An 18,661-nucleotide genomic window follows, 5' to 3' on the forward strand; every position below is an offset into this window, starting at 1 on the left:
GGCCTCTGAGTTTATCGAGCCCCCTGCGCAGGGGCGACGGTACTAAGTCACCGGTCGGCCGTCGGGCGTCGCCGCGAAGTCGAAGACGCAGATCACGCGCGAGACCGCGTGCTCGGCGCACAGCGCGCCGACATGGCGATATTGCGAGGCGAGCAGCATCTTCCGGTGCCCGCGCGCCGCAACGCCGTCGTCGACGATCAGCGAGCGGATCACGCCCGCGGCATCGAAAGGCCCATAGGCGATCGACTCCGCGACATAGATGTCGCCGCCATGCTGCTTGACGCGCTGTCCGGGATTGCTGCCGTCGCGTCCGATATGGCCTCGCGCGCCGGCCTCGCCTTGGCTGATCGCATGATCGGTCGCCGCTTCGGCCAGCACATCGCTCCACGCGAGCGGCGGCAGCGCGGGCTGGCGGCCGAGGACGGCGATCGCATCGTCGAGCGCGGCAACGCCCTCGGCGGTCTGGAGCGGATAGCCGTCCGGCGACATGAAGATCCGTCCTCGAAACCACGTGCGCTGGACACGCAATTCCCGCGCATAACGCGCGGGATTGGCCCGAATCCGGTTGATCTCGGCAAGCAGTTCGTCGCCCGATGGCAGTCCGTCCTGCGCCGCGGCAGGGGTCGCGGAGGTGAAAAGCAGCAGCGCGATCAGCGTACGCACGCGTCGAGACCTTCGCGTCTTATGACGCCGATCCGCCGTCTGATCGTATTGCCGTAGCGTCGGGTGAAGCCAGTCGGGGATATCCCTTCACGCTTTTTCGGAAGCGGCAGGACGGCGGCGATGCGCGCCGCCTCGGTCTCGGTCAGCGAGGCGGCGCCATGGCCGAAATAGCGATGCGATCCCGCCTCAACGCCATAGGTGCCGATCCCGGTCTCGGCGACGTTCAGATAGACTTCCATGATCCGCCGCTTGCCCCAGATCCCCTCGATCAGCAGGGTGAACCAGGCCTCCAGCCCCTTGCGGAAGAAGCCGCCGCCCTGCCACAGGAAGACGTTCTTGGCGGTCTGCTGGCTGATCGTCGATCCGCCGCGTATGCGCCCGCCCTTGGCGTTGCGCACCGCGGCGCCCGCGATCGCCTCGAAGTCGAAGCCCCAATGATCGCAGAAGCTGCCGTCCTCGGCGGCGATCGCCGCGCGCGCCATATCGGGATCGATCCGGTTGAGCGGCGTCCAATCCTTGGTGACGCCGCGTCCGCCCAACAGGTCGCCCGCCATCGTCGCGGTGAACGGCACCGGCACGAAGCGGTAGATGACGACGAGCAGCAGCGAGATGAGGACGAACCAGAAGGCGAGCCGCCATATCCAACGCAGGATGCTCCGCACCCAGCCGCGCTTCTTGCGCGGCGGGCGTGCGCCTATCGTGGTCGCATATCCGCCTGTCATCGACAATCAACTAGCGCGAATTGCCGTGTCCACAAACTCAATCCGTTCGGGCTTAGCCCGTCGAAGCCCTGCTCTTCCTTGCCGGCATCGAAGGGGCAGGACGGTGCCTCGACCAGCTCAGCACGGCCGGAGAGAGTTGAGCGCGCTTATACCGCGGCGAGCAACCTCTTTTCACCGGCGAGGCGCATCATCGCCTTTTGCAGCTTCTCGAAGGCGCGGACCTCGATCTGGCGGACGCGCTCGCGCGACACGCCATAGACCTGGCTCAACTCCTCGAGCGTCTTGGGATCGTCGGCCAGACGGCGCTCGGCGAGGATGTGCTTCTCGCGATCGTTCAGATCCTCCATCGCCTCGTTGAGCATGTCGTGGCGCACCTCGGCTTCTTGCGCCTCGGCGACGGTCTGGTCCTGCAGCGGCGCGTCGTCGGCCAGCCAGTCCTGCCACTGCCCTTCGCCATCTTCGCGCATGGGCACGTTGAGCGAGGTGTCGCCGCCCATCGCCATGCGGCGGTTCATGCTCGTGACTTCGGCTTCGGTGACGCCCAGGTCGGTGGCGATCTTGGCGACGTGCTCGGGCTTCAGGTCGCCGTCCTCGAACGCGTCGAGGCGGGCCTTCATTCGCCTGAGGTTGAAGAACAGCTTCTTCTGCGCGGCGGTGGTGCCCATCTTCACCAGGCTCCAGCTGCGCAGGATGAACTCCTGGATCGAGGCGCGGATCCACCACATCGCATAGGTGGCCAGGCGGAAGCCGCGATCGGGCTCGAACTTCTTCACCCCCTGCATCAGGCCGATATTGCCTTCGGAGATGAGCTCGGAGACGGGAAGGCCATAGCCGCGATAGCCCATCGCGATCTTCGCGACGAGGCGCAGGTGCGATGTCACCAGCTGCGCGGCGGCGTCGGTGTCGCCATGCTCCTGAAAGCGCTTGGCGAGCATATATTCCTGCTCGGGCGCCAGGATGGGGAATTTCTTGATCTCGGCCAGGTAGCGGTTGAGGCTCGCCTCGCCGCCCAGTGCGGGGATCGTTGCGGGCACATTGCTGCCGGTTGCCATGGTGAAGTTCTCCCTAACGTCCGCGAGGGTGGAGGCCGGTACGGCCGGAGCCCCGCGGAAAACCTCGAAAAGCTATACGAAAATTGCCCTGAACAGTTCCTGCATGTCGCCCGGCATTTCGCTATCGAACGACAAAGCCTGGCTTGTCACCGGGTGAATGAAGCCCAGCCGTGCGGCATGCAAGGCCTGCCGTTTGAAACCCAGGGTTTCAAGGAGCGGCTTCATCTTGCCCGATCGCCCATAGACCGGATCGCCCAGCAGCGGATGGCCGATCGAGGCCATGTGCACGCGCACCTGATGCGTCCGTCCGGTTTCCAGCCGGCATTCGACCAGCGCCGCATCACGCGCCGCCTTGAGCGTCGCATAATGCGTCACCGCGCGCTTGCCGCTCGCCACGATGGCGATCTTCTTGCGATTGGCCGGCGATCGCGCCAGCGGGGCGTCGATCGCGCCCGCGGGCGGGGTCGGGCGGCCGCTGACGATCGCCTTGTACCGCCGGTCTATCGAATGCGCGGCGAACTGCTTCGCCAGCCCTTCATGCGCCCGGTCGGTCTTGGCCGCCACCATCAGCCCCGACGTGTCCTTGTCGATCCGGTGGACGATCCCCGGCCGCGCCACCCCGCCGATGCCGGACAGCGATCCGCCGCAATGATGCAGCAGCGCATTGACCAGCGTTCCGTCCAGATTGCCGGCGGCCGGATGGACGACGAGCCCGGCGGGCTTGTCGATCACGATCAGGTGCTCGTCCTCGAACGCCACCTCGAGCGGGATATCCTGCGCCTCGTTGTGCGGCGGCGCGGGGAGCGGCACCTCGATGGCGAAGGCTGCTTCGGCCGCCGCCTTCTTCGCCGGATCGCGCACCTGCAGGCCCCGCGCGTCGCGCACCGCGCCGCTGGCGATCAGCACCTTCAGCCGTTCGCGCGAGAGCGTCGGCACCGCGTCCGCCAGCGCGCGATCGAGCCGCCAGCCATTGGCTGCCGCCGTGATCGTCGCGTTGATAGTGGAAACCCCCCGGCTCATTCTTGTAGGAAGATGGGGATGGAGGCGCGTTTTTCAAGATCGGTGCTGGAGGCGCTTGCCGCCCTGGCGCACAGCGCGCCGGCCCGGGAAGTCTGCGGCCTGCTGACCGGGCGGGGCGATGCGGTGACGGGGCACATCGCCGCGGCGAACGTCGCCGCCGATCCCGCGACGCGTTTCGAGATCGATCCCGCGACGCTGCTCGCGGCGCTCAAGGCCGAGCGGGGCGGCGGCGAGACGGTGGTCGGCTGCTATCACTCGCATCCGTCGGACGATCCGGCGCCCTCGGAACGCGACGCGGCGGACGCGGCCCCCGACGGCAAATTGTGGCTGATCATCGGGCGGACCAAGGTCGGCCTTTGGCGCGCCGTCGCCGATGGCGGGCGTTTCGGCCGGTTCGAGCCCGTTGCCTGGTCCGTCATGACGCCATCCGGGTTGCGCGATGGGCCGGCCTTCTCCAAAAGGCCGGGCGAACCGCATATCCGGAGCCTCGACGCTTGAATATCAGCCCCCTGGACTTCGCCAGCCTGCTTTGCTCGCGCCTTTGCCACGATCTGCTGAGCCCGGTGGGCGCGCTCAACAACGGTCTCGAGCTGCTCGCCGACGAGCAGGATCCCGACATGCGCGCGCGCTGCCTCGAACTGCTCGCCGAAAGCGCACGGGCATCCGCAAATAAGCTGAAATTCTTCCGCCTCGCCTTCGGATCGGCGGGCGGTTTCGGCGAAACGGTCGACACGCGCGAGGCGCAGGTGGCGATCCAAGGCCTGTTCGCCGACAATCACCGGCTGGAGATCGGCTGGATGGTCGAGGCGGCGACCTTGCCCAAACCGGCGATCAAGGCGCTGCTCAACCTGGCGTTGATCGGCGGGGATGCGCTGATCCGCGGCGGCCGCCTCGATATCGGCGCCGAGGAGGCCGAAGGCGTGGTCGAGATGGTGGTGCGCGCCGAAGGCCAGCGCATCGTGCTCGATCCCGAACTGCGCACGGCCCTGGCGGGAGAGATCGCGCCCGATGGCCTGACGCCCCGAGCGGCGGCGGCAGCTTTGGTCGCGGAACTGGTCAGCAAGCATGGCGGCGAGGTCCGCCTCTCCGATCCGGCCGATCCAGTGCTGGTCTTCGGCGCGGAGATGCGCACGGGCTGAAGATGGAGAGGCACGCCGTCACAGGGTAAACCCGCTCTTAACCCGATCCCGCCATGGTCGCGCAAACTGAGGTGCGCAAAGGCCGGGCGGGATGGACGATCTGATCCAGGAATTCATCGCGGAAACGCGCGAGACGCTTGAGGCGCTCTCGGGCGAGATCGTCGCGTGGGAGGCGAATCCTACCGATCGGGCGCGGCTGGATGCGATCTTCCGCTTCGTCCACACGGTGAAGGGCAGTTGCGGCTTTCTCGATCTGCCGCGCCTCGCCCGGCTGAGCCATGCCGCCGAGGACGGCCTGCAGGCCGTGCGCGAGGGGAAACGCGTGCCCGACAGCCATTTCGTCGATGCCGTGCTCGCCATCGTCGATCGCATCGGCGAACTGACCGAAGCGATCGACCAGGGCCGCTCGCTCGACGATTCGGACGACGAGAACCTGATTCGCGCGATCGACGGCGCCCCCGCGATCGTCGCCGCCGAGTCCGCCGGCCCGGCCAATGATCGCGGCAAGCTTCCCGCGCGCAGCGTCAGACTGGGCGTCGAACTGCTCGACCGGATGATGGGCGGCATGTCGGACCTCGTCCTCGTCCGCAACGAGCTGGCCCGGCGCATTCGCGACGCGGGCGCCGCGCCTGAGATCGAAGCGGCGCTCGATCGCCTTTCGACCACCGTCGCCGACCTGCGTGATACGGTCACGCGAACGCGCATGCAGCGCATCGAATCGCTGTTCTCCGCGCTGCCGCGCATGGCGCGCGATACCGCGGCCGAGCTGGGCAAGGCCGTGACGCTGGTGGTCGAGGGCGGCGATGTCGAGCTCGATCGCGAGATGATCGAGATGATCCGCGACCCGCTGGCGCATATCATGCGCAATGCGATCGATCATGGCATCGAATCACCGGCGGAACGCACCCGCCTGGGCAAGCGCGAGAATGGCCGCATCCGCGTCTGCGCGCGCCAGGCGGGAAATCAGATCGAGATCATCGTCTCCGACGACGGCCGTGGGATCGATACCGAAAAGCTCGGCCGCAAGCTGATCGATCAGGGCACGCTCACTGCCGCCGAATTCGCTCGGATGAGCGAGGCGGCCAAGCGCGAGCTGATCTTCCGTCCTGGCGTTTCGACCGCTGCGGCCGTCACGCAGGTTTCGGGCCGCGGCGTCGGCATGGACGTGGTCCGCGCCAATGTCGAACGCATCGGGGGGGTGGTCGCGCTCGACAGCGAGGCGGGGCAGGGATTGAGCGTGGTCATCCGCGTGCCACTGACGCTTTCGATCATCTCGGCGATCTCGGTATGCGTGGGCGGCCAGCGCTTCGCGATCCCGCGCACCGCGATCGAGGAGATCGTCGCGGCGGACAATCCGATGCTCCACCGCGATCAAGTGGGCAGCGCCAGCGTCGTGCGCTTGCGCGATCGCGCGATGCCGCTGGTCCAGCTGGGCGACATCCTTGCCCTGCCCGCAGAGGGGAGCGGAATCATCGCGGTGGTTTCGGCGAGCGAAGGCAGCTTCGCGCTCGCCGCCGACGCCATCGGCGACCATGAGGAACTCGTCATCAAGCCGGCGGCCCCCCTTGTGATGGCGACCGGACGCTATGCCGGGGAGACTCTGCCGGACAGCGGAATGCCGATGCTGGTGCTCGACATCTCCGGCATAGCGCGCGTCGCCGGCCTGCGCTTCGATCGGACTGCGCGACCGGATCAGGACAATGGCGAAATCGAGGCCGCGGCGGACCGCAGATCGATACTGTTGTTTCGGGGCACCGACGGCATCCGGCGCGGCATCGGGCTGTCGCTGGTCGACCGAATCGAATCGCTTGGTCACGGTGCGGTCAGTATCGTCGGTGGCAAGCCGCACGTCGTACTCGATGGGCGCGTCGTGCCGTTGGCCGGCGGCGCCGCGATGACGGACGAGATTTCGGTGCTTCGCCTGCACGATGGAGTCGCGACCGTCGCCTACGCAATCGACCAGGCGCTCGACATCGTCGAGATCGCGCCGGAGCTCGCACCACCGTCCGAACGCGATGGCGGCATCCTGGGAATTGCGTTGATCGATGGCGATCCGGTGGAGATACTGGATCCGTACTGGCTGTTCGCCCGACAGGGCCAGGCGTCGTATCTCGAGCGGACCTGCGCGCTGGTTGCCGATGCCGACGGCTGGATGGCGGGCATGCTGCGCCCGCTGATCGAAAGCGCGGGCTACCGCGTCACGATGGTCGCTTCGCCGGACGAGGCCGAGGGGCCGGTCGTTTCGCTCGGCGAAACACGGGCGAAAGGTCCGGTGGTCGCGTTGCGTCGCGATGCCGATCCGGGCGGACCCGACGATCGCAGCGTCTATCGCTACGATCGGGACGGCCTGTTCGCCGCGCTGGAGCAACTGTCCGTGAAAGGAGGGCGCGCATGAGGGAGGAGCTGTATCTGATCACCGCGATTGCCGGACGCGCCGTCGCGATGCCGTCGCACTGTGTCGATTCGGTGGTCGATCTCGGGCCGGTCGTGCCGGTGCCCGCCGCGCCGCCTCACGTCCGTGGACTGGCGGCGCTGCGCAGCAAGGTCGTGACGGTGATAGACGCGGCGATCGCGCTGGGTGAGCCCGATGCCGCGCTCGCCGTAGGCCGCGCGGTGGTGGTCACGGTTACGGGGCATGTTTATGCCGTGCTGGTCGATCGGCTGGAGGATGTCGCGCCCTTCGCATCCTCGCGTCTGCCCGACGGCGTCAATCTCGATGCCGGCTGGTCAAAGGCCGCACGCGGCGTCATCGATCGGGGTGGCGAGGCGGTGCTGATCATCGATCCCGCCGCGCTGATCGCCGGCACGGGAAAAGCCGCCGAAATGCTCGCCGCTTAACGGCGGCGTTACTTTTGTCGGCTAATCCGGCGTCGCAACAAGAAGATACAGGGCCCCTTGCCATGAAAACCTGCCTCGTCGTCGATGATTCGAAGGTCATCCGGAAGGTCGCGCGCCATATCCTCGAGACGCTCGACTTCGACGTGCGCGAAGCCGGCGACGGGCAGGAGGCGCTTGAGGCATGCAGCCAGGATTCGCCCGACGTGATCCTGCTCGACTGGAACATGCCCGTGATGAGCGGAATGGATTTCCTGCGCGCGCTGCGCCAGACCGAAGGTGGCGGGGCGCCGAAGGTGGTGTTCTGCACGACCGAGAACGGCCTTGGCCATATCCGCGCCGCGATCGACGCGGGCGCCGACGAATATGTGATGAAGCCGTTCGACCGCGAAACGCTGGAGAGCAAGCTGCAGATCGTCGGCATGGCCTGAGGCCATGGCGATGCTGTCCCCACGCGCCGTCGAACCCGAATCCGTAGTTCTGCCCGAGACCCGCGTGCTGATCGTCGACGATTCGGCGGTCGCACGGGCGGTGTTCGCGCGAATCTGCGCCGAATGTCCCGGCGTCGCCATCGTCGGCAGCCTGTGCGACGCCTCCGCCGCGCTATCCTTCCTGGCGCGCGAGCGGGTCGATCTGATCCTGCTCGATATCGACATGCCGGGTACCGACGGGCTTTCCGCGCTTCCGGACCTGCTCGCCGCGGCCGAGGGCGCGCGGATCATCGTCGTATCGGCCTCATGCGAAGAAGGCGGCGCCGCAGCGGTCCAGGCGATGGCGCTCGGTGCAGCGGACACGCTGGCCAAACCTGCGCCGGGGAGCTTCGGCACCGGCTTCTCGACGCAACTGGCCGATCGCATCGCACGGCTGGCGAACGATACGGGGAATGTGGTCTCTGCTACGCCGGAAGCCGAACCGGAAACAAGCCTGAAGCCGTTCGACGTGATCGCCATCTCGGCGTCGACCGGCGGAATCCATGCGCTATCGCAGCTGCTCCGCGCGGTGCCCCGCGATCTGACGACGCCGATATTGGTGACCCAGCATCTGCCGCCTTCCTTCATGCCCTATTTCGCGGCGCAGCTGTCGCTGCTCGCCGGCCGTCCGAGCACGGTTGCGACCGATCGCCAGCCGGTGCTTCCGGGGCGGGTCTATGTCGCGCCGGGTGACGCGCACATGACCGTGGCGAAGTCGGCGGACGGCGAGGTGCAACTGCGCCTCCAGCGCCTGCGGGCTGCCTCCGGCTGCATGCCCTCGGCCGATCCGATGCTGGCGTCGCTCGCCAAGGTCTATGGCGCGCAGGCGCTGGCGATCACGCTGAGCGGCATGGGGCGCGATGGCGCGATGGGCGCGGCGGCGCTGGCGGAAACCGGCGCGCAAATCCTCGTCCAGGATGCGGAGAGCTCGGTGATATGGGGCATGCCGGGGGCGGTCGCGCGCGCCGGCCATGCCACCGCGGTGCTGCCGCCAGACCGGATCGGCGCGCTGATCGCGGGGGCCGTGCGATGAACGCCGGCATGACCGCCTCGCTGTCGCCGGCGGCCACGCAGGTGCTGACATCGCTGCTCGAATCGCGCACCGGCCAGCAGATCGAACCGACGCGCGTGTGGCGGATCGGCACCGCGCTCAAGCCGTTGCTGCGTGAGCTCGGACTCGACGGTTTCGACCAGCTCGTCGCGGCCCTGGTCGGTCCCAACGCGGCAAGCCTGGCCGACCGCGTGGTCGATGCGCTGCTCAATCAGGAAACCTCGTTCTTTCGCGACGCGCTGGTGATCGAAAGCGTCGCCACCGCGATCGAACAGCTCGATACGGCTGAGCCGTTGCGGCGCGTACGCGTCTGGTCGGCGGGGTGCTCGACCGGCCAGGAAATCTATTCGCTGGCGATGACTTTGCTCGATCGGGGCAATTTCCGCAGCGCCAGCCTGCCCGACATGCTCGCGAGCGACGTCTCCGCCGCCACCGTGGCCCGCGCGCGAAGCGGGCAGTTCAGCCAGTTCGAGGTGCAGCGCGGGTTGCCGGTTCGGACTTTGATGCGGTGGTTCGAACCGGCCGGCGAAACATGGCGGATTCGGCAGGAGATCACGCGGGCGGTGAAATTCCGTCAGCACGATCTGGTCGATGGACCGATGCCTCCAGGCCTGTTCGATATCGTCATGTGCCGCAACGTGCTGCTCTATTTTCCGCAGGCCGTGCGCGAGAAGGTGCTGGACCGGCTGGCGCGCGCGATCCGGCCCGACGGGCTGCTGGTGCTCGGGGCGGGCGAGACCGTGCTCGGCCTGTCCGACGCGTTCGCGCCCTGCCAGCGCTTTCGCGGGCTGTATCGCCGGCAAGCGGACGCGAGGTTTACTTTCGCCGCCTAGCACCTCAATCGCACGCATGTGCGCGACTCCCAATCCATCACGCCCGGCGGTCTGACCACCAAGGACTTCGCCATCGCAACGGCGATGAACGTGCTGTGGGGGCTGAACATCGTCGCGGCGAAGATGGCAGTCGACCTGATCGCACCGGTGACCGCGGCGCTGCTGCGCCAGGCGATCGTGCTTTTGGTGTGCATCACCGCGCTCAGGATCATCCGCGGCAAGATGCTGGCATTGACCGCGCTCGGGCTGCTTTCGGGCTGCGCCTTCTACGTCGCGGTCAATCTCAGCCTAGCGATCTCGGACAATGTCAGCGCGCTCGCCATCGCCGGCCAGCTCGGCGTGCCCTTCTCGCTGATCCTCGCCGTCATCGTGTTCCGCGAGCGCATTCGCTGGCCGCGCATCGCCGGCATTCTCCTGTCCTTCGCCGGCGTCGTGCTGCTGGTGTTCGACCCGGCTGCGGCCAACGAGATTCCCGGCATCGCGCTCACCGCGATTGCGTCCGCCATCTGGGCCTGCTGCTCGCTGATCCAGCGCTCCCTGCGCGGCGTGCCGGTGCTCACGATCTACGCCTGGGTCGGCTTCTGGGGCACCGCCGGACTGCTGCCGATAGCGTTGCATTGGGAGCCCGCGACAATGCGCGATCTGGGCTCTATCCCGCTCGCGGCCCTCGCCTGGGTGGCGTTCTCCGCCATCGGGTCGACCGTCGCGGGACAGGGGGCGATGTCGTGGCTGCTGCAGCGCCACCCGGTCAACCTCGTCACCCCCTTGACGCTTGCCGCCCCGGTGGTGTCGGTGGTGGTCGCGGCATTCTGGTTCGGCACGCCGGTGACGTGGCTGATGGCGGCAGGCGGCGGGATTGCGATGCTGGGCGTCAGCATCGTCGCGCTGCGCAGCGCCAGTCGCACGAACCTGGACGGAGGGGAGAAGAGGTGACGACGATCATCGACATGCCTTCGCCCAACTGGGACGAGCGAACGCTGCCGATCACGATGATCGTGCTCCACTATACCGGCATGGCCGATGCGCCGAGCGCGATCGCCCGCCTAACCGATCCCGAGGCCAAGGTGTCCGCCCATTATCTGGTCGACGAAGACGGCCGGACGCTGCGCATGGTCGCCGAGGAAAAGCGCGCCTGGCATGCCGGCAAATCGCATTGGCGCGGGCTGACCGAGGTCAACAGCGCGAGCATCGGGATCGAGATCGTCAATCCCGGCCACGAATTCGGCTATCGCCCATTCCCCGACGCACAGATCGACGCGGTCGTGCGGCTGGTGGCGACGATCAAGGACAGATACGAGATCACGCGCGGCAATGTCGTCGGCCATTCGGACGTGGCGCCCGCGCGCAAGCGCGATCCGGGCGAACTGTTCCCTTGGGCGCGGCTGGCGAAGCTCCGGCTGGCGCTGCCCCGCCCAACCCAGAACCTGATCGATCCGAACTGGACCGAGGCCGGATTCCTCCTCGCGCTCGAACGCTTCGGCTATGACGTCGGTCAGCCGATGGCGGCGATCATGGCCTTTCAGCGCCGCTTCCGCCCCGAGATGGTCGATGGCGAGGTGGATGCCGAATGCCGCCGCATCCTGCTCGCGCTGCTGCTCCCCAAACCCATGGGGGACGGTTGAGCCCGTCGCCCCTGCGAAGGCAGGGGCCGCTGTCGGCAAGCGGCGCGCCGGATGTGCCACGAACCCGCGGCCCTGCCTTCCGCGGGGCGCCAATATTGTGTCATTCCCGAGAATGCCCTACCTGAGCCGCGCCAGAGGGTCGGGCGGCCGCGCGGCGCGCAAGCGTCGCGAGGAAAGTCCGGGCTCCGCGGAACGACGGTGCCGGGTAACGCCCGGCGGAGGCGACTCCAGGGAAAGTGCCACAGAGAGCAGACCGCCTCGCAAGGGGCAAGGGTGAAAGGGTGCGGTAAGAGCGCACCGCGCGGCCGGCAACGGCAGCGGCACGGCAAACCCCACCGGGAGCAAGATCGAATAGGGGCGGCACATGGGCTTCGTTCCAGCTCGTCGCCCGGGTTGATTGCTTGAGACGGCGCGCAAGCGCCGCCCTAGAGGAATGGTCGCCTATCCGGCTTCACGCCGGTGGACAGAACCCGGCTTACAGACCCTCTGGCACCTGATTCCATCGCGGCTTTACACATTGTTTCGCCTGCGACACACTCCGCGTCCGCAACAGCCGGGGGAGTGGCATATCATGAGCATCGTCAATCGCGCGAAGAACATCCTGACATCGCCCAAGACCGAATGGCCGATCATCGGCGCCGAACCGGCGACGACGGGCGGCCTGATGACCTATGCCGCCATTCTTTCGGGCATCGCACAGATCTGCGGCATCATCGGAGCGCTGCTGTTGAGCGGAGCAATGGGCGCCGTCGGGATGGGCACGACATTCGTCGTCGCATCGGCGGTGGTCAGCTGGCTTCTGGGTCTCGCCATCATCTTCATCATGTCGATCATCGCCGGGGCTCTCGCGCCCAGCTTCGATGGACAGAAGGACAATCTCTCGGCGCTCAAGCTGCTGGTCTATGCCGGCACCGCGGTCTGGGTGTTCAGCTTCCTGTCGATCATTCCGATCCTCGGCTCGATCGCCGCGCTGATCGGTTTCGCCTATGCGATCTACCTGATCTATCTCGGCGCGCCGCACACCGTGCGCGTGCCCGAAGCGAAATCGGGCGGGTACGCTGCGGTGGTGGTGATCATCTGGCTCATCCTCTACTTCATCATCACCGCGGTCGTCGTCGGTGCGTTGATGACGGGCATGCTCGGCAGCGCCGCCATGGGTGGGGCGATGTCCACCTATTGATCGAATCGAAGGGCGCGTCCGGCTTTTCCGCCGGCGCGCCCTTTGCCTTTCGCGCGCATCCGCCTATCTGGGCGGCATGGCGCGTCCGACACGTTCGCATGACTGGGGCTTCCCGCGCTGGCGCAGCTATGGCGCCGAGCGCGAGGCGGTCAGCGTGCGCCTGTGCGATCGGCATGGCTGCGACGAGCCGGGCGATTGCCCCGCGCCCAAATCGCCCAACAGCCGCGAGCGCTGGTATTTCTGCGAGGCGCACGCCGCCGAGTACAATCGCAACTGGGATTATTTCCAGAACCTGACCGCCGAGGAGGCGGCCGCGCGCGAGGCCGAGGAACGACGCGCGGCGTCCGGCTATAGCGACGCCAAATTCTACGGCTGGGGAGGGGCGGGCGACGGCACGCGCTCGCGCGACGAGATGCGCGCGCTCGAGGCGTTGGAGCTCGAATCCGATGCAGAGTTCGCCGAGATCAAGGCGGCCTGGCGCCGGTTGGCCAAGGCCAACCATCCTGATGTCCGCCCAGACGACGCCGAGGCCGCGGCGCGCTTCGGCGTGATCCAGGCGGCGTGGGACGTGCTGCGCACCGCAGAGGAACGTCGCGGCGGCGCGGCGACTTGAAGCTGTTCGCCAGCTCGAACTGGGAGGCGAGCGTGCTCGTCTGCCGCAAATGCTCGAAAAGGCTGGGCGGCGGCTTCGGCCCCAAGGGCAAGATGCCGCTCGCCAAGGCGCTCAGGAAAGTGGGGAGCGGCAAGGGCCGCAAGGCGCGCATCGGCGTGGTCGAGGTCAAGTGCCTGGGCGTCTGCCCCAAGGGCGCGGTTACGGTGATCGACAGCCGCGACCCCGGACAGTGGCGGCTGGTGCGCGCCGGGGCAGACCTGGGCGAGGTCGCGGCAGTGCTGGGACTGAGCGGTGCAAAACCCAGCGGACGCTAACGGACCAGCCGAGGTTCGTCGTTCCGGCCGGTCATCCGCCGCCGCCCCAGGGCAATCGCGTGACGGGGCCGGTCAGGAGCTTGGACCCGAAGGCCTTGCGCATTTTGGCGGCGGCGCCCGCATTGTTCAGCACGACGCGCGTGCCGCTGGGCAGCAGGGGCTCGATCGCGCTGATCGTCGCCGACTGGCGGGCGCAGGCGGCGCGCACGTCCTTTTCGTCCGCATCGACATTGATCGCACGCGAGACGGATGGGCCCTGGGGCCAGGCGCTGGTGGATTGACGCCAGCTCATCGGACGGTGGCCAGCCGGCTGGTGGCGCCCATGGCGATCTGCAGGGCGCGAACGCGATCCCCATAGCCTTTGGCCAATCCGCGGTGCGCCATGCGCGCTTCCGGCGAAGCCGCATTGTCCGCCGCCAGTAACGAAAGCTGGTGCCGGCTCAGAAGATAGTTGAGGTCCATGGCTTCAATCCCGTTTGTAAGCGGGAGCACAATGGTCTCTCAGTCGCTGAAGCTTACGATGAATGCCAGCGATACGCATTCCTAGCAGCTATTCGTGCAGCGCGCCAGCACACGATATCCATTCCCCTGCGTCACAGGCGCGCCCACGCCGAATCGAGGACTCCTTGCGGCGGAAGATCAACCGTTTCGCCGAAAGCCGATTGCCTAGTTCAAAGATAGGAATATGATCGCCCTTCACGAAAGACTCGAAAGGAACGGAGATGGCGACCACGGCGCTTGCAGTTCCCGGCCCCCTTTCGGTGGTGACGATCGCCGATCGGCGCGTCGATCGACCGGCGTGGCGCACCATGCTGGGCTGGCCCGAGGCCGGCGACGAACACGTCCCCTTTGCAGCCGCGAACGCGCATCAGCGCAATGCGTCCGCCGCGCATCTCGATGATGCCGTCGCGCGGGCGGCGCGTCCGGTCCTGCTGGTCGCGGAAGGCGCAAGCTGCTTCGCCGCGGCCTGGTGGGCTCGGCTCTCACCGTCATCCTATGTCGAGCGTGTCGCCGGGGCGCTGCTGTTCAACCCGATCAGCGAAGACGAGCGCGAGGTCGCCGACAATATGCGCACATTCGCGTCGCCGCGCTCGGTGCTGCCCTTCCCATCGATCCTGCTCGATCGCGATCCCGTCAGCGACCGGCTCCGCACGATCGCGAACGATTGGGGCAGTCGCCTGGCCGACCGTGGCGATCTCGTCCGCCTGGCGGCGCCCAGGGTCAGCCCGTGGCGCCAGGCGCAGCGGATGATCGAGCGCTACACGGCGGCTGTGGTCAAGCGCGACATCCGCACAACGCGGGAACGCCTGCGGTAGGAACGTTGCGAGGTTACCGTCATGCCGGACCCTTCGACAGGCTCAGGACAGGCTTGTTCCGGCATCCATCGTGCCCAAGCACGGAATGTGCATCTAGAGAGATGGACCCCGCAGCAAGCCTGTCCTGAGCTTGTCGAAGGGTCCGGGGTGACGGTTACTTTGGGTCAGTCGCCACGTACCGCTCCGCCGTCGCCCGGATCAGGGCGATCATGTTGGGGATGCCCTGGGTGCGGTTGGAGCTGAGCTGGTTCCGCAGGTCGAACGGGGCGAGCGCCGCGGCGATGTCGGTCGCGACGATCTCCGCCGGCGTGCGGTCCTGCACCGTCTCCAGCACCAGCGCGATGATCCCCTTGGTGATCGCCGCGTTGCTGTCGGCCAGGAAATGAAGCCGTCCGTTATCGGTCACGGTCGGATAGACCCACACCGCGGCGGAGCAGCCGCGCACCAGCGTCGCATCGGTCTTCAGAGGATCGGGCATCGGCTCCAGCGCCTTGCCCAGATCGATCAGCAGACGGTAGCGGTCGTCCGCGTCCAGAAACTCATATTCGTCGTGTATCTCATCGAGGCGGTTCATTCGGCGCCTATACCGCCTATTGCCGGCTTGTGAACCGTCGCCCCTGCGAAGGCAGGGGCCTCAATCGGCAAGGGCGGTGGCCGGTGTGCCACAAACCCGGCCCCTGCCTTCGCAGGGGCGACGGCTTTCTACAGGTCCACCCCGGCGGCGATCGCTTCCAGCTTGCGGATGCGTTCCTTCAGGTCCGCGATCTCGATCCGCGCGCCGGCGTTGGGAACGGCCAAGCCGGGCTCGGCCGGGCTGGCGTGCGCGGCCAGTTCCTGCGCCTTCAGCTGCAGCCATCCACGCCAGCCGACCAGTGCGGCCGAGGCGACGATGGCGGTGGCGGCAAGGCCGGCGGTCGCCATCGTCAGATAGAAGAAGGGATCGGTCATCGATCGTCTCCGTGTCTCAGACGCGGTCGCTGTTGCGATCGCGCAGTTTCTCGATCTCGCGGTCGAGCGCGCTGGTGTCGTCGGTCGCCAGGCGTTCGAGCACCGCGATGCGTTCCTTGAGGCCGCGCAGCTCTTCGCGCAGCTGGCGGTTCTCCGCGCGGATCTGCTCATCGTGCAGGCCGTATTCGTTGCCATGCCTGTCGCGGCGGATGCCGTGCTTGGCTCGGATGATGCTGCCGATCGTGACGATCAGCACGATCCCGACCACCATTTCAAACGGACCCATGTCTTCCTCCCTGGAATAAGCCCTGTTTCCTCAGTTCAGCGGCGCGTCGCGCAGCCGTTCGATTTCGTGCGCGAGGTCGCCGCCGCGATCGGTGATGATCCGCTCCAGCACGCGCACCCGCTGCTCCAGCCGCTCGGTCTGCGCCGCATATTGGGCGGCCTTCTCGGCGGTCTGGGCGTTGAGCGCCTGGGCCATCACTTCCTTGTGCTTCAGCCAGCGCTTCATCATCTCGCTGCCGATGCCCAGGGTGACGGGAAGTCCGACCACGACCAGGGCCAGCATGAATATCGTGAAACCGTTCATCGTCCTGTCCCCTCAGTTGGCGCGGCCGCGCAGCTGCTCGATCTCGTTGGTCAGCCCGTGCGCGCCGTCGGTGACGATGCGCTCGACATTGGCGAGGCGATCCTTGATCGAGCCCAGCTCGGCGCGGAGCTGCGCACTCTCCTGGCTGAGAAGACGGACGCGCTCGGCCATCTCCTCATTCTTGCGCGGATAGATCGCCTGGCCCCAGGCGCCGTCCAGCGGATAGCCGTGCTTCATCCGGAGCCAGGTGGTGAACACCCAGCCGCCGATGGCGAGGATGCCCAGGATCGCCGCGACGGGGGCGAAGCTTTCGAACGGAAACATCTCGTGTCCTCCCTGCTCGCGGCGCTCAGCGCAGCTTCTCGATTTCGCGGGCGGTGCGCTCGGCGGGATCGGTGGCGATGCGTTCGAGCACCGCGATCCGCTCTTCCAGCCGGCTCACCTGGCCGTGCAGCTTCTCGTTCTCGGTCTCCAGCAGCGCGATCTTGCGGTCGGCGGCCGGATCGGCCTTGGTTGCATGGCCGTGCCATTCATTCTCGATCGGATAGCCATGCCTGGCGCGGATCCAGCTCGAGATCAGCCATCCCAGGGTCGAGACCACCACGATCCCGAAAACCATGAACTGTCCACCCGTCATTCGTCTTCTCCCCGTTCAGCCCCGCCTCAGCGAAGGCTGTCGATCTCATTGGCCAGGCGCGAATTGCGGCTGGTGTAGTGCATCTCAATGTTCGCGATGCGGCGGTCGATGTCGCGGAACTTGGAGCGGACATCGCGGGTGGTGCGCGCCGGGTTGGAGCGGACGCCCTGCCAGAACTTGGTGTCCTCCGGCGTGTCGTACATCGCCAGCGGCTTCGAATCGGCGAGCCAGCCGGCCAGCAGATAGGCGATCAGCGTCCAGGGGAAGCCGCCCATCAGCGTCAGGACGACGGTGCCGATGCGGACCCAGAGCACGTCGACCCCGGTATAGTCGGCAATCCCCGAACAGACGCCCAGCCATTTGGCGTTCTGCTTGTCGAGATAATATTTGGTGCGGCTGGCGGACATCTCAGTTCCTCCTGGAATAATCATGTTCGACATCCTCGCTCGACGACATGGTCGGGCGGAAGTCGGGATTGTCGGCGGCGATGATCCGTTCGATGGTCATCAGCCGGTCCTCGAGGCGGCGGGCGGTGTAGTGCAGCTCGTCGAGCAGCCTCTCGTCCTCGCCGGTCAGCGTCGCTGCCTGCTTCCATTTGGTGATGTAGTGGAAGATCAGCCAGGGCAGGCCGATGAAGAGCATGCCCACGACGAAGATGGGGATCAGATCGTCCATCGGCTCAGCCTTCCTTGGTCACGCGGGCCTTCATCGCGGCGAGCTCGGCTTCGACCTTCTCGCTCGACTTGAGCTCGGCGATCTCCTCCTCCAGGCTCTTGGGCTGCGCGCCCAGGCCCAGCGCGTCGGCGCGGCCCTCGGCCATGTCCACCCGGCGCTCCATCAGGTCGAAGCGCGAGAAGGCGTCATTGACCTTGTGGCCCGAATAGGCCTCGCGGACACGGGCGCGATTATGCGCCGCATCAAGGCGCGTGACGATCGAATTTTGCCGCGTGCGCGCCTCGGCCAGCTTGTTCTGCAGCTTGGTGATGTCGGCTTCGTAGGAACGCAGCGCATCGTCGATCACCGCGATCTCGGCTGTCAGCTGGTCGGCCATGTCGGCCGCCTTCTGCTTTTCGACCAGCGCGGCCTTGGCCAGGTCCTCGCGATCCTTGGACAGCGCAAGTTCCGCCTTCTCGGTCCAGCTGTCCTGCAGCTTCTCGAGCTTGGCGATGTGGCGCCGCATCTCCTTCTGGTCGGCGATCGACCGGGCGGCCGAAGCGCGGACCTCGACCAGCGTCTCCTCCATCTCGAGGATGATCATGCGGATCATCTTCGAAGGATCCTCCGCCTTGTCGAGCAGGTCGGTGACGTTGGCGGCGATGATGTCGCGGGTGCGGGAAAAGATACCCATCTTGTGATACTCCGTAGTGAGCTAAGGGGCCGGGACGGGGCAAGGGGTTCCCGCCCCGGCGAGGTTGTCGTCAGGCGAGGGGCCCTTCGACGGAAACGGGTGCCTGCTGTGCGGCGCGCGCCGGTCCGACCGCGCCGAGCACGCAGACCGTGCTGAAGACGATGGTCAGGAGCGCGGCTGCGACCGTGCTGCGGACCTCGTTCTGGTTGAACTTCGACATTGTGGTCTCCCTGAACCTTGTATTTCGCGCCCCGTTGTCAGGCGGTCGCTTGGTACTCAGCATGAAGCGTGCCAAATTCGAAAATGGCG

General features: G+C 66.9%; 29 protein-coding genes and 1 other RNA gene. 14 read left to right on the forward strand and 16 right to left on the reverse strand.

Translation table 11 applies throughout. The features are described from left to right. Nucleotides 1-42: 42 nt before the first annotated feature. The 4 genes from D1610_RS15425 to D1610_RS15440 all read right to left on the reverse strand — a co-directional run bounded on the left by D1610_RS15425 (nt 43) and on the right by D1610_RS15440 (nt 3,457). A complete protein-coding gene (locus tag D1610_RS15425) occupies nt 43-663 on the reverse strand; it encodes a CAP domain-containing protein (RefSeq protein WP_182466865.1) in 621 nt (206 codons plus the stop codon). Beyond that, a complete protein-coding gene (mtgA, locus tag D1610_RS15430; protein ID WP_118865165.1) occupies nt 651-1,385 on the reverse strand; it encodes a monofunctional biosynthetic peptidoglycan transglycosylase in 735 nt (244 codons plus the stop codon). Before mtgA ends, D1610_RS15425 begins: the two co-directional genes overlap by 13 nt. A gap of 146 nt (nt 1,386-1,531) precedes the next feature. After that, nucleotides 1,532-2,437, reverse strand: a complete 906-nt coding sequence (rpoH, locus tag D1610_RS15435) for an RNA polymerase sigma factor RpoH (RefSeq protein WP_118865093.1) — start codon at nt 2,435-2,437, stop codon at nt 1,532-1,534. Nucleotides 2,438-2,509: 72 nt separating this feature from the next. Beyond that, nucleotides 2,510-3,457: an RluA family pseudouridine synthase gene (locus D1610_RS15440; protein ID WP_118865094.1), complete on the reverse strand. Its 948-nt coding sequence runs from the start codon at nt 3,455-3,457 to the stop codon at nt 2,510-2,512. 18 nt (nt 3,458-3,475) lie between these two features. On the opposite strand from D1610_RS15440, the gene D1610_RS15445 reads away from it, so the two are divergent. The 13 genes from D1610_RS15445 (at nt 3,476) to D1610_RS15505 (ending at nt 13,514) form a co-directional block, all read left to right on the forward strand. Continuing rightward, nucleotides 3,476-3,955 (forward strand): M67 family metallopeptidase, encoded by a 480-nt coding sequence (locus D1610_RS15445; protein WP_118865095.1) that lies wholly within the window; start codon nt 3,476-3,478, stop codon nt 3,953-3,955. Then, nucleotides 3,952-4,596: a histidine phosphotransferase family protein gene (locus D1610_RS15450; RefSeq protein WP_118865096.1), complete on the forward strand. Its 645-nt coding sequence runs from the start codon at nt 3,952-3,954 to the stop codon at nt 4,594-4,596. Before D1610_RS15445 ends, D1610_RS15450 begins: the two co-directional genes overlap by 4 nt. 91 nt (nt 4,597-4,687) lie before the next feature. Beyond that, nucleotides 4,688-6,991: a chemotaxis protein CheA gene (locus tag D1610_RS15455; RefSeq protein ID WP_118865097.1), complete on the forward strand. Its 2,304-nt coding sequence runs from the start codon at nt 4,688-4,690 to the stop codon at nt 6,989-6,991. Continuing rightward, nucleotides 6,988-7,434, forward strand: coding sequence for a chemotaxis protein CheW (locus D1610_RS15460; RefSeq protein ID WP_118865098.1), 447 nt, complete (start codon nt 6,988-6,990; stop codon nt 7,432-7,434). Before D1610_RS15455 ends, D1610_RS15460 begins: the two co-directional genes overlap by 4 nt. Before the next feature lie 62 nt (nt 7,435-7,496). Next, nucleotides 7,497-7,862: a response regulator gene (locus D1610_RS15465; RefSeq protein ID WP_118865099.1), complete on the forward strand. Its 366-nt coding sequence runs from the start codon at nt 7,497-7,499 to the stop codon at nt 7,860-7,862. Between the two features lie 4 nt (nt 7,863-7,866). Further along, on the forward strand, nt 7,867-8,934 hold the full coding sequence (locus D1610_RS15470; protein ID WP_245942313.1) for a chemotaxis protein CheB: 1,068 nt from the start codon (nt 7,867-7,869) through the stop codon (nt 8,932-8,934). Next, the gene (locus D1610_RS15475; protein ID WP_245942315.1) at nt 8,931-9,785 is read left to right on the forward strand and encodes a CheR family methyltransferase; all 855 of its coding nucleotides are present in this window, start codon (nt 8,931-8,933) and stop codon (nt 9,783-9,785) included. The genes D1610_RS15470 and D1610_RS15475 overlap by 4 nt, the downstream gene beginning before the upstream one ends. Nucleotides 9,786-9,803: 18 nt before the next feature. Next, nucleotides 9,804-10,718, forward strand: coding sequence for a DMT family transporter (locus D1610_RS15480; protein ID WP_245942316.1), 915 nt, complete (start codon nt 9,804-9,806; stop codon nt 10,716-10,718). Nucleotides 10,719-10,732: 14 nt separating this feature from the next. Further along, on the forward strand, nt 10,733-11,407 hold the full coding sequence (locus tag D1610_RS15485; protein ID WP_118865169.1) for an N-acetylmuramoyl-L-alanine amidase: 675 nt from the start codon (nt 10,733-10,735) through the stop codon (nt 11,405-11,407). 131 nt (nt 11,408-11,538) lie between these two features. Beyond that, nucleotides 11,539-11,901: RNase P RNA component class A (gene rnpB / locus D1610_RS15490), an RNA gene on the forward strand. A gap of 77 nt (nt 11,902-11,978) precedes the next feature. After that, nucleotides 11,979-12,587 (forward strand): Yip1 family protein, encoded by a 609-nt coding sequence (locus tag D1610_RS15495; protein ID WP_118865100.1) that lies wholly within the window; start codon nt 11,979-11,981, stop codon nt 12,585-12,587. Nucleotides 12,588-12,663: 76 nt separating this feature from the next. Continuing rightward, nucleotides 12,664-13,200 carry a J domain-containing protein gene (locus D1610_RS15500; RefSeq protein WP_118865101.1) on the forward strand — a complete coding sequence of 179 codons (537 nt, stop codon included), beginning with the start codon at nt 12,664-12,666 and terminating at the stop codon, nt 13,198-13,200. After that, entirely contained in the window at nt 13,197-13,514 is a 318-nt protein-coding gene (locus D1610_RS15505; RefSeq protein WP_182466866.1) for a (2Fe-2S) ferredoxin domain-containing protein, read from the forward strand. The genes D1610_RS15500 and D1610_RS15505 overlap by 4 nt, the downstream gene beginning before the upstream one ends. A gap of 31 nt (nt 13,515-13,545) precedes the next feature. Here D1610_RS15505 and D1610_RS15510 read toward each other — a convergent pair whose 3' ends face one another. Both D1610_RS15510 and D1610_RS17185 read right to left on the reverse strand, forming a co-directional pair. Further along, entirely contained in the window at nt 13,546-13,806 is a 261-nt protein-coding gene (locus D1610_RS15510) for a hypothetical protein (RefSeq protein WP_118865102.1), read from the reverse strand. Then, the gene (locus tag D1610_RS17185) at nt 13,803-13,976 is read right to left on the reverse strand and encodes a hypothetical protein (protein WP_182466867.1); all 174 of its coding nucleotides are present in this window, start codon (nt 13,974-13,976) and stop codon (nt 13,803-13,805) included. The genes D1610_RS15510 and D1610_RS17185 overlap by 4 nt, the downstream gene beginning before the upstream one ends. A 260-nt stretch (nt 13,977-14,236) precedes the next feature. Here D1610_RS17185 and D1610_RS15515 point away from each other — a divergent pair, with 260 nt between their 5' ends. Then, nucleotides 14,237-14,830 carry an alpha/beta hydrolase gene (locus D1610_RS15515; protein ID WP_118865103.1) on the forward strand — a complete coding sequence of 198 codons (594 nt, stop codon included), beginning with the start codon at nt 14,237-14,239 and terminating at the stop codon, nt 14,828-14,830. 154 nt (nt 14,831-14,984) lie between these two features. On the opposite strand, the gene D1610_RS15520 is transcribed toward D1610_RS15515, so the two are convergent. The 10 genes from D1610_RS15520 to D1610_RS17190 all read right to left on the reverse strand — a co-directional run bounded on the left by D1610_RS15520 (nt 14,985) and on the right by D1610_RS17190 (nt 18,572). Beyond that, complete coding sequence (locus D1610_RS15520; protein ID WP_118865104.1) at nt 14,985-15,404, reverse strand: SufE family protein; 420 nt, start codon at nt 15,402-15,404, stop codon at nt 14,985-14,987. Between the two features lie 128 nt (nt 15,405-15,532). After that, entirely contained in the window at nt 15,533-15,778 is a 246-nt protein-coding gene (locus D1610_RS15525) for a hypothetical protein (RefSeq protein WP_118865105.1), read from the reverse strand. A gap of 16 nt (nt 15,779-15,794) precedes the next feature. Next, nucleotides 15,795-16,064 (reverse strand): hypothetical protein, encoded by a 270-nt coding sequence (locus D1610_RS15530; RefSeq protein WP_118865106.1) that lies wholly within the window; start codon nt 16,062-16,064, stop codon nt 15,795-15,797. 30 nt (nt 16,065-16,094) lie between these two features. After that, nucleotides 16,095-16,292, reverse strand: coding sequence for a hypothetical protein (locus D1610_RS15535; RefSeq protein ID WP_245942322.1), 198 nt, complete (start codon nt 16,290-16,292; stop codon nt 16,095-16,097). Between the two features lie 87 nt (nt 16,293-16,379). Beyond that, nucleotides 16,380-16,691 (reverse strand): hypothetical protein, encoded by a 312-nt coding sequence (locus D1610_RS15540; RefSeq protein ID WP_118865108.1) that lies wholly within the window; start codon nt 16,689-16,691, stop codon nt 16,380-16,382. Between the two features lie 25 nt (nt 16,692-16,716). Then, nucleotides 16,717-17,004 carry a hypothetical protein gene (locus D1610_RS15545; protein WP_118865109.1) on the reverse strand — a complete coding sequence of 96 codons (288 nt, stop codon included), beginning with the start codon at nt 17,002-17,004 and terminating at the stop codon, nt 16,717-16,719. Between the two features lie 26 nt (nt 17,005-17,030). Beyond that, the gene (gene pspC, locus D1610_RS15550; protein WP_118865110.1) at nt 17,031-17,411 is read right to left on the reverse strand and encodes an envelope stress response membrane protein PspC; all 381 of its coding nucleotides are present in this window, start codon (nt 17,409-17,411) and stop codon (nt 17,031-17,033) included. Between the two features lies 1 nt (nt 17,412). After that, complete coding sequence (gene pspB / locus D1610_RS15555; RefSeq protein WP_118865111.1) at nt 17,413-17,679, reverse strand: envelope stress response membrane protein PspB; 267 nt, start codon at nt 17,677-17,679, stop codon at nt 17,413-17,415. A gap of 4 nt (nt 17,680-17,683) precedes the next feature. Then, nucleotides 17,684-18,352, reverse strand: a complete 669-nt coding sequence (gene pspA / locus D1610_RS15560; protein WP_118865112.1) for a phage shock protein PspA — start codon at nt 18,350-18,352, stop codon at nt 17,684-17,686. 70 nt (nt 18,353-18,422) lie between these two features. Then, a complete protein-coding gene (locus tag D1610_RS17190; RefSeq protein ID WP_182466869.1) occupies nt 18,423-18,572 on the reverse strand; it encodes a hypothetical protein in 150 nt (49 codons plus the stop codon). Nucleotides 18,573-18,661: the final 89 nt, after the last annotated feature.

This window comes from Sphingomonas gilva (assembly GCF_003515075.1).
Lineage (GTDB): Bacteria > Pseudomonadota > Alphaproteobacteria > Sphingomonadales > Sphingomonadaceae > Sphingomonas > Sphingomonas gilva.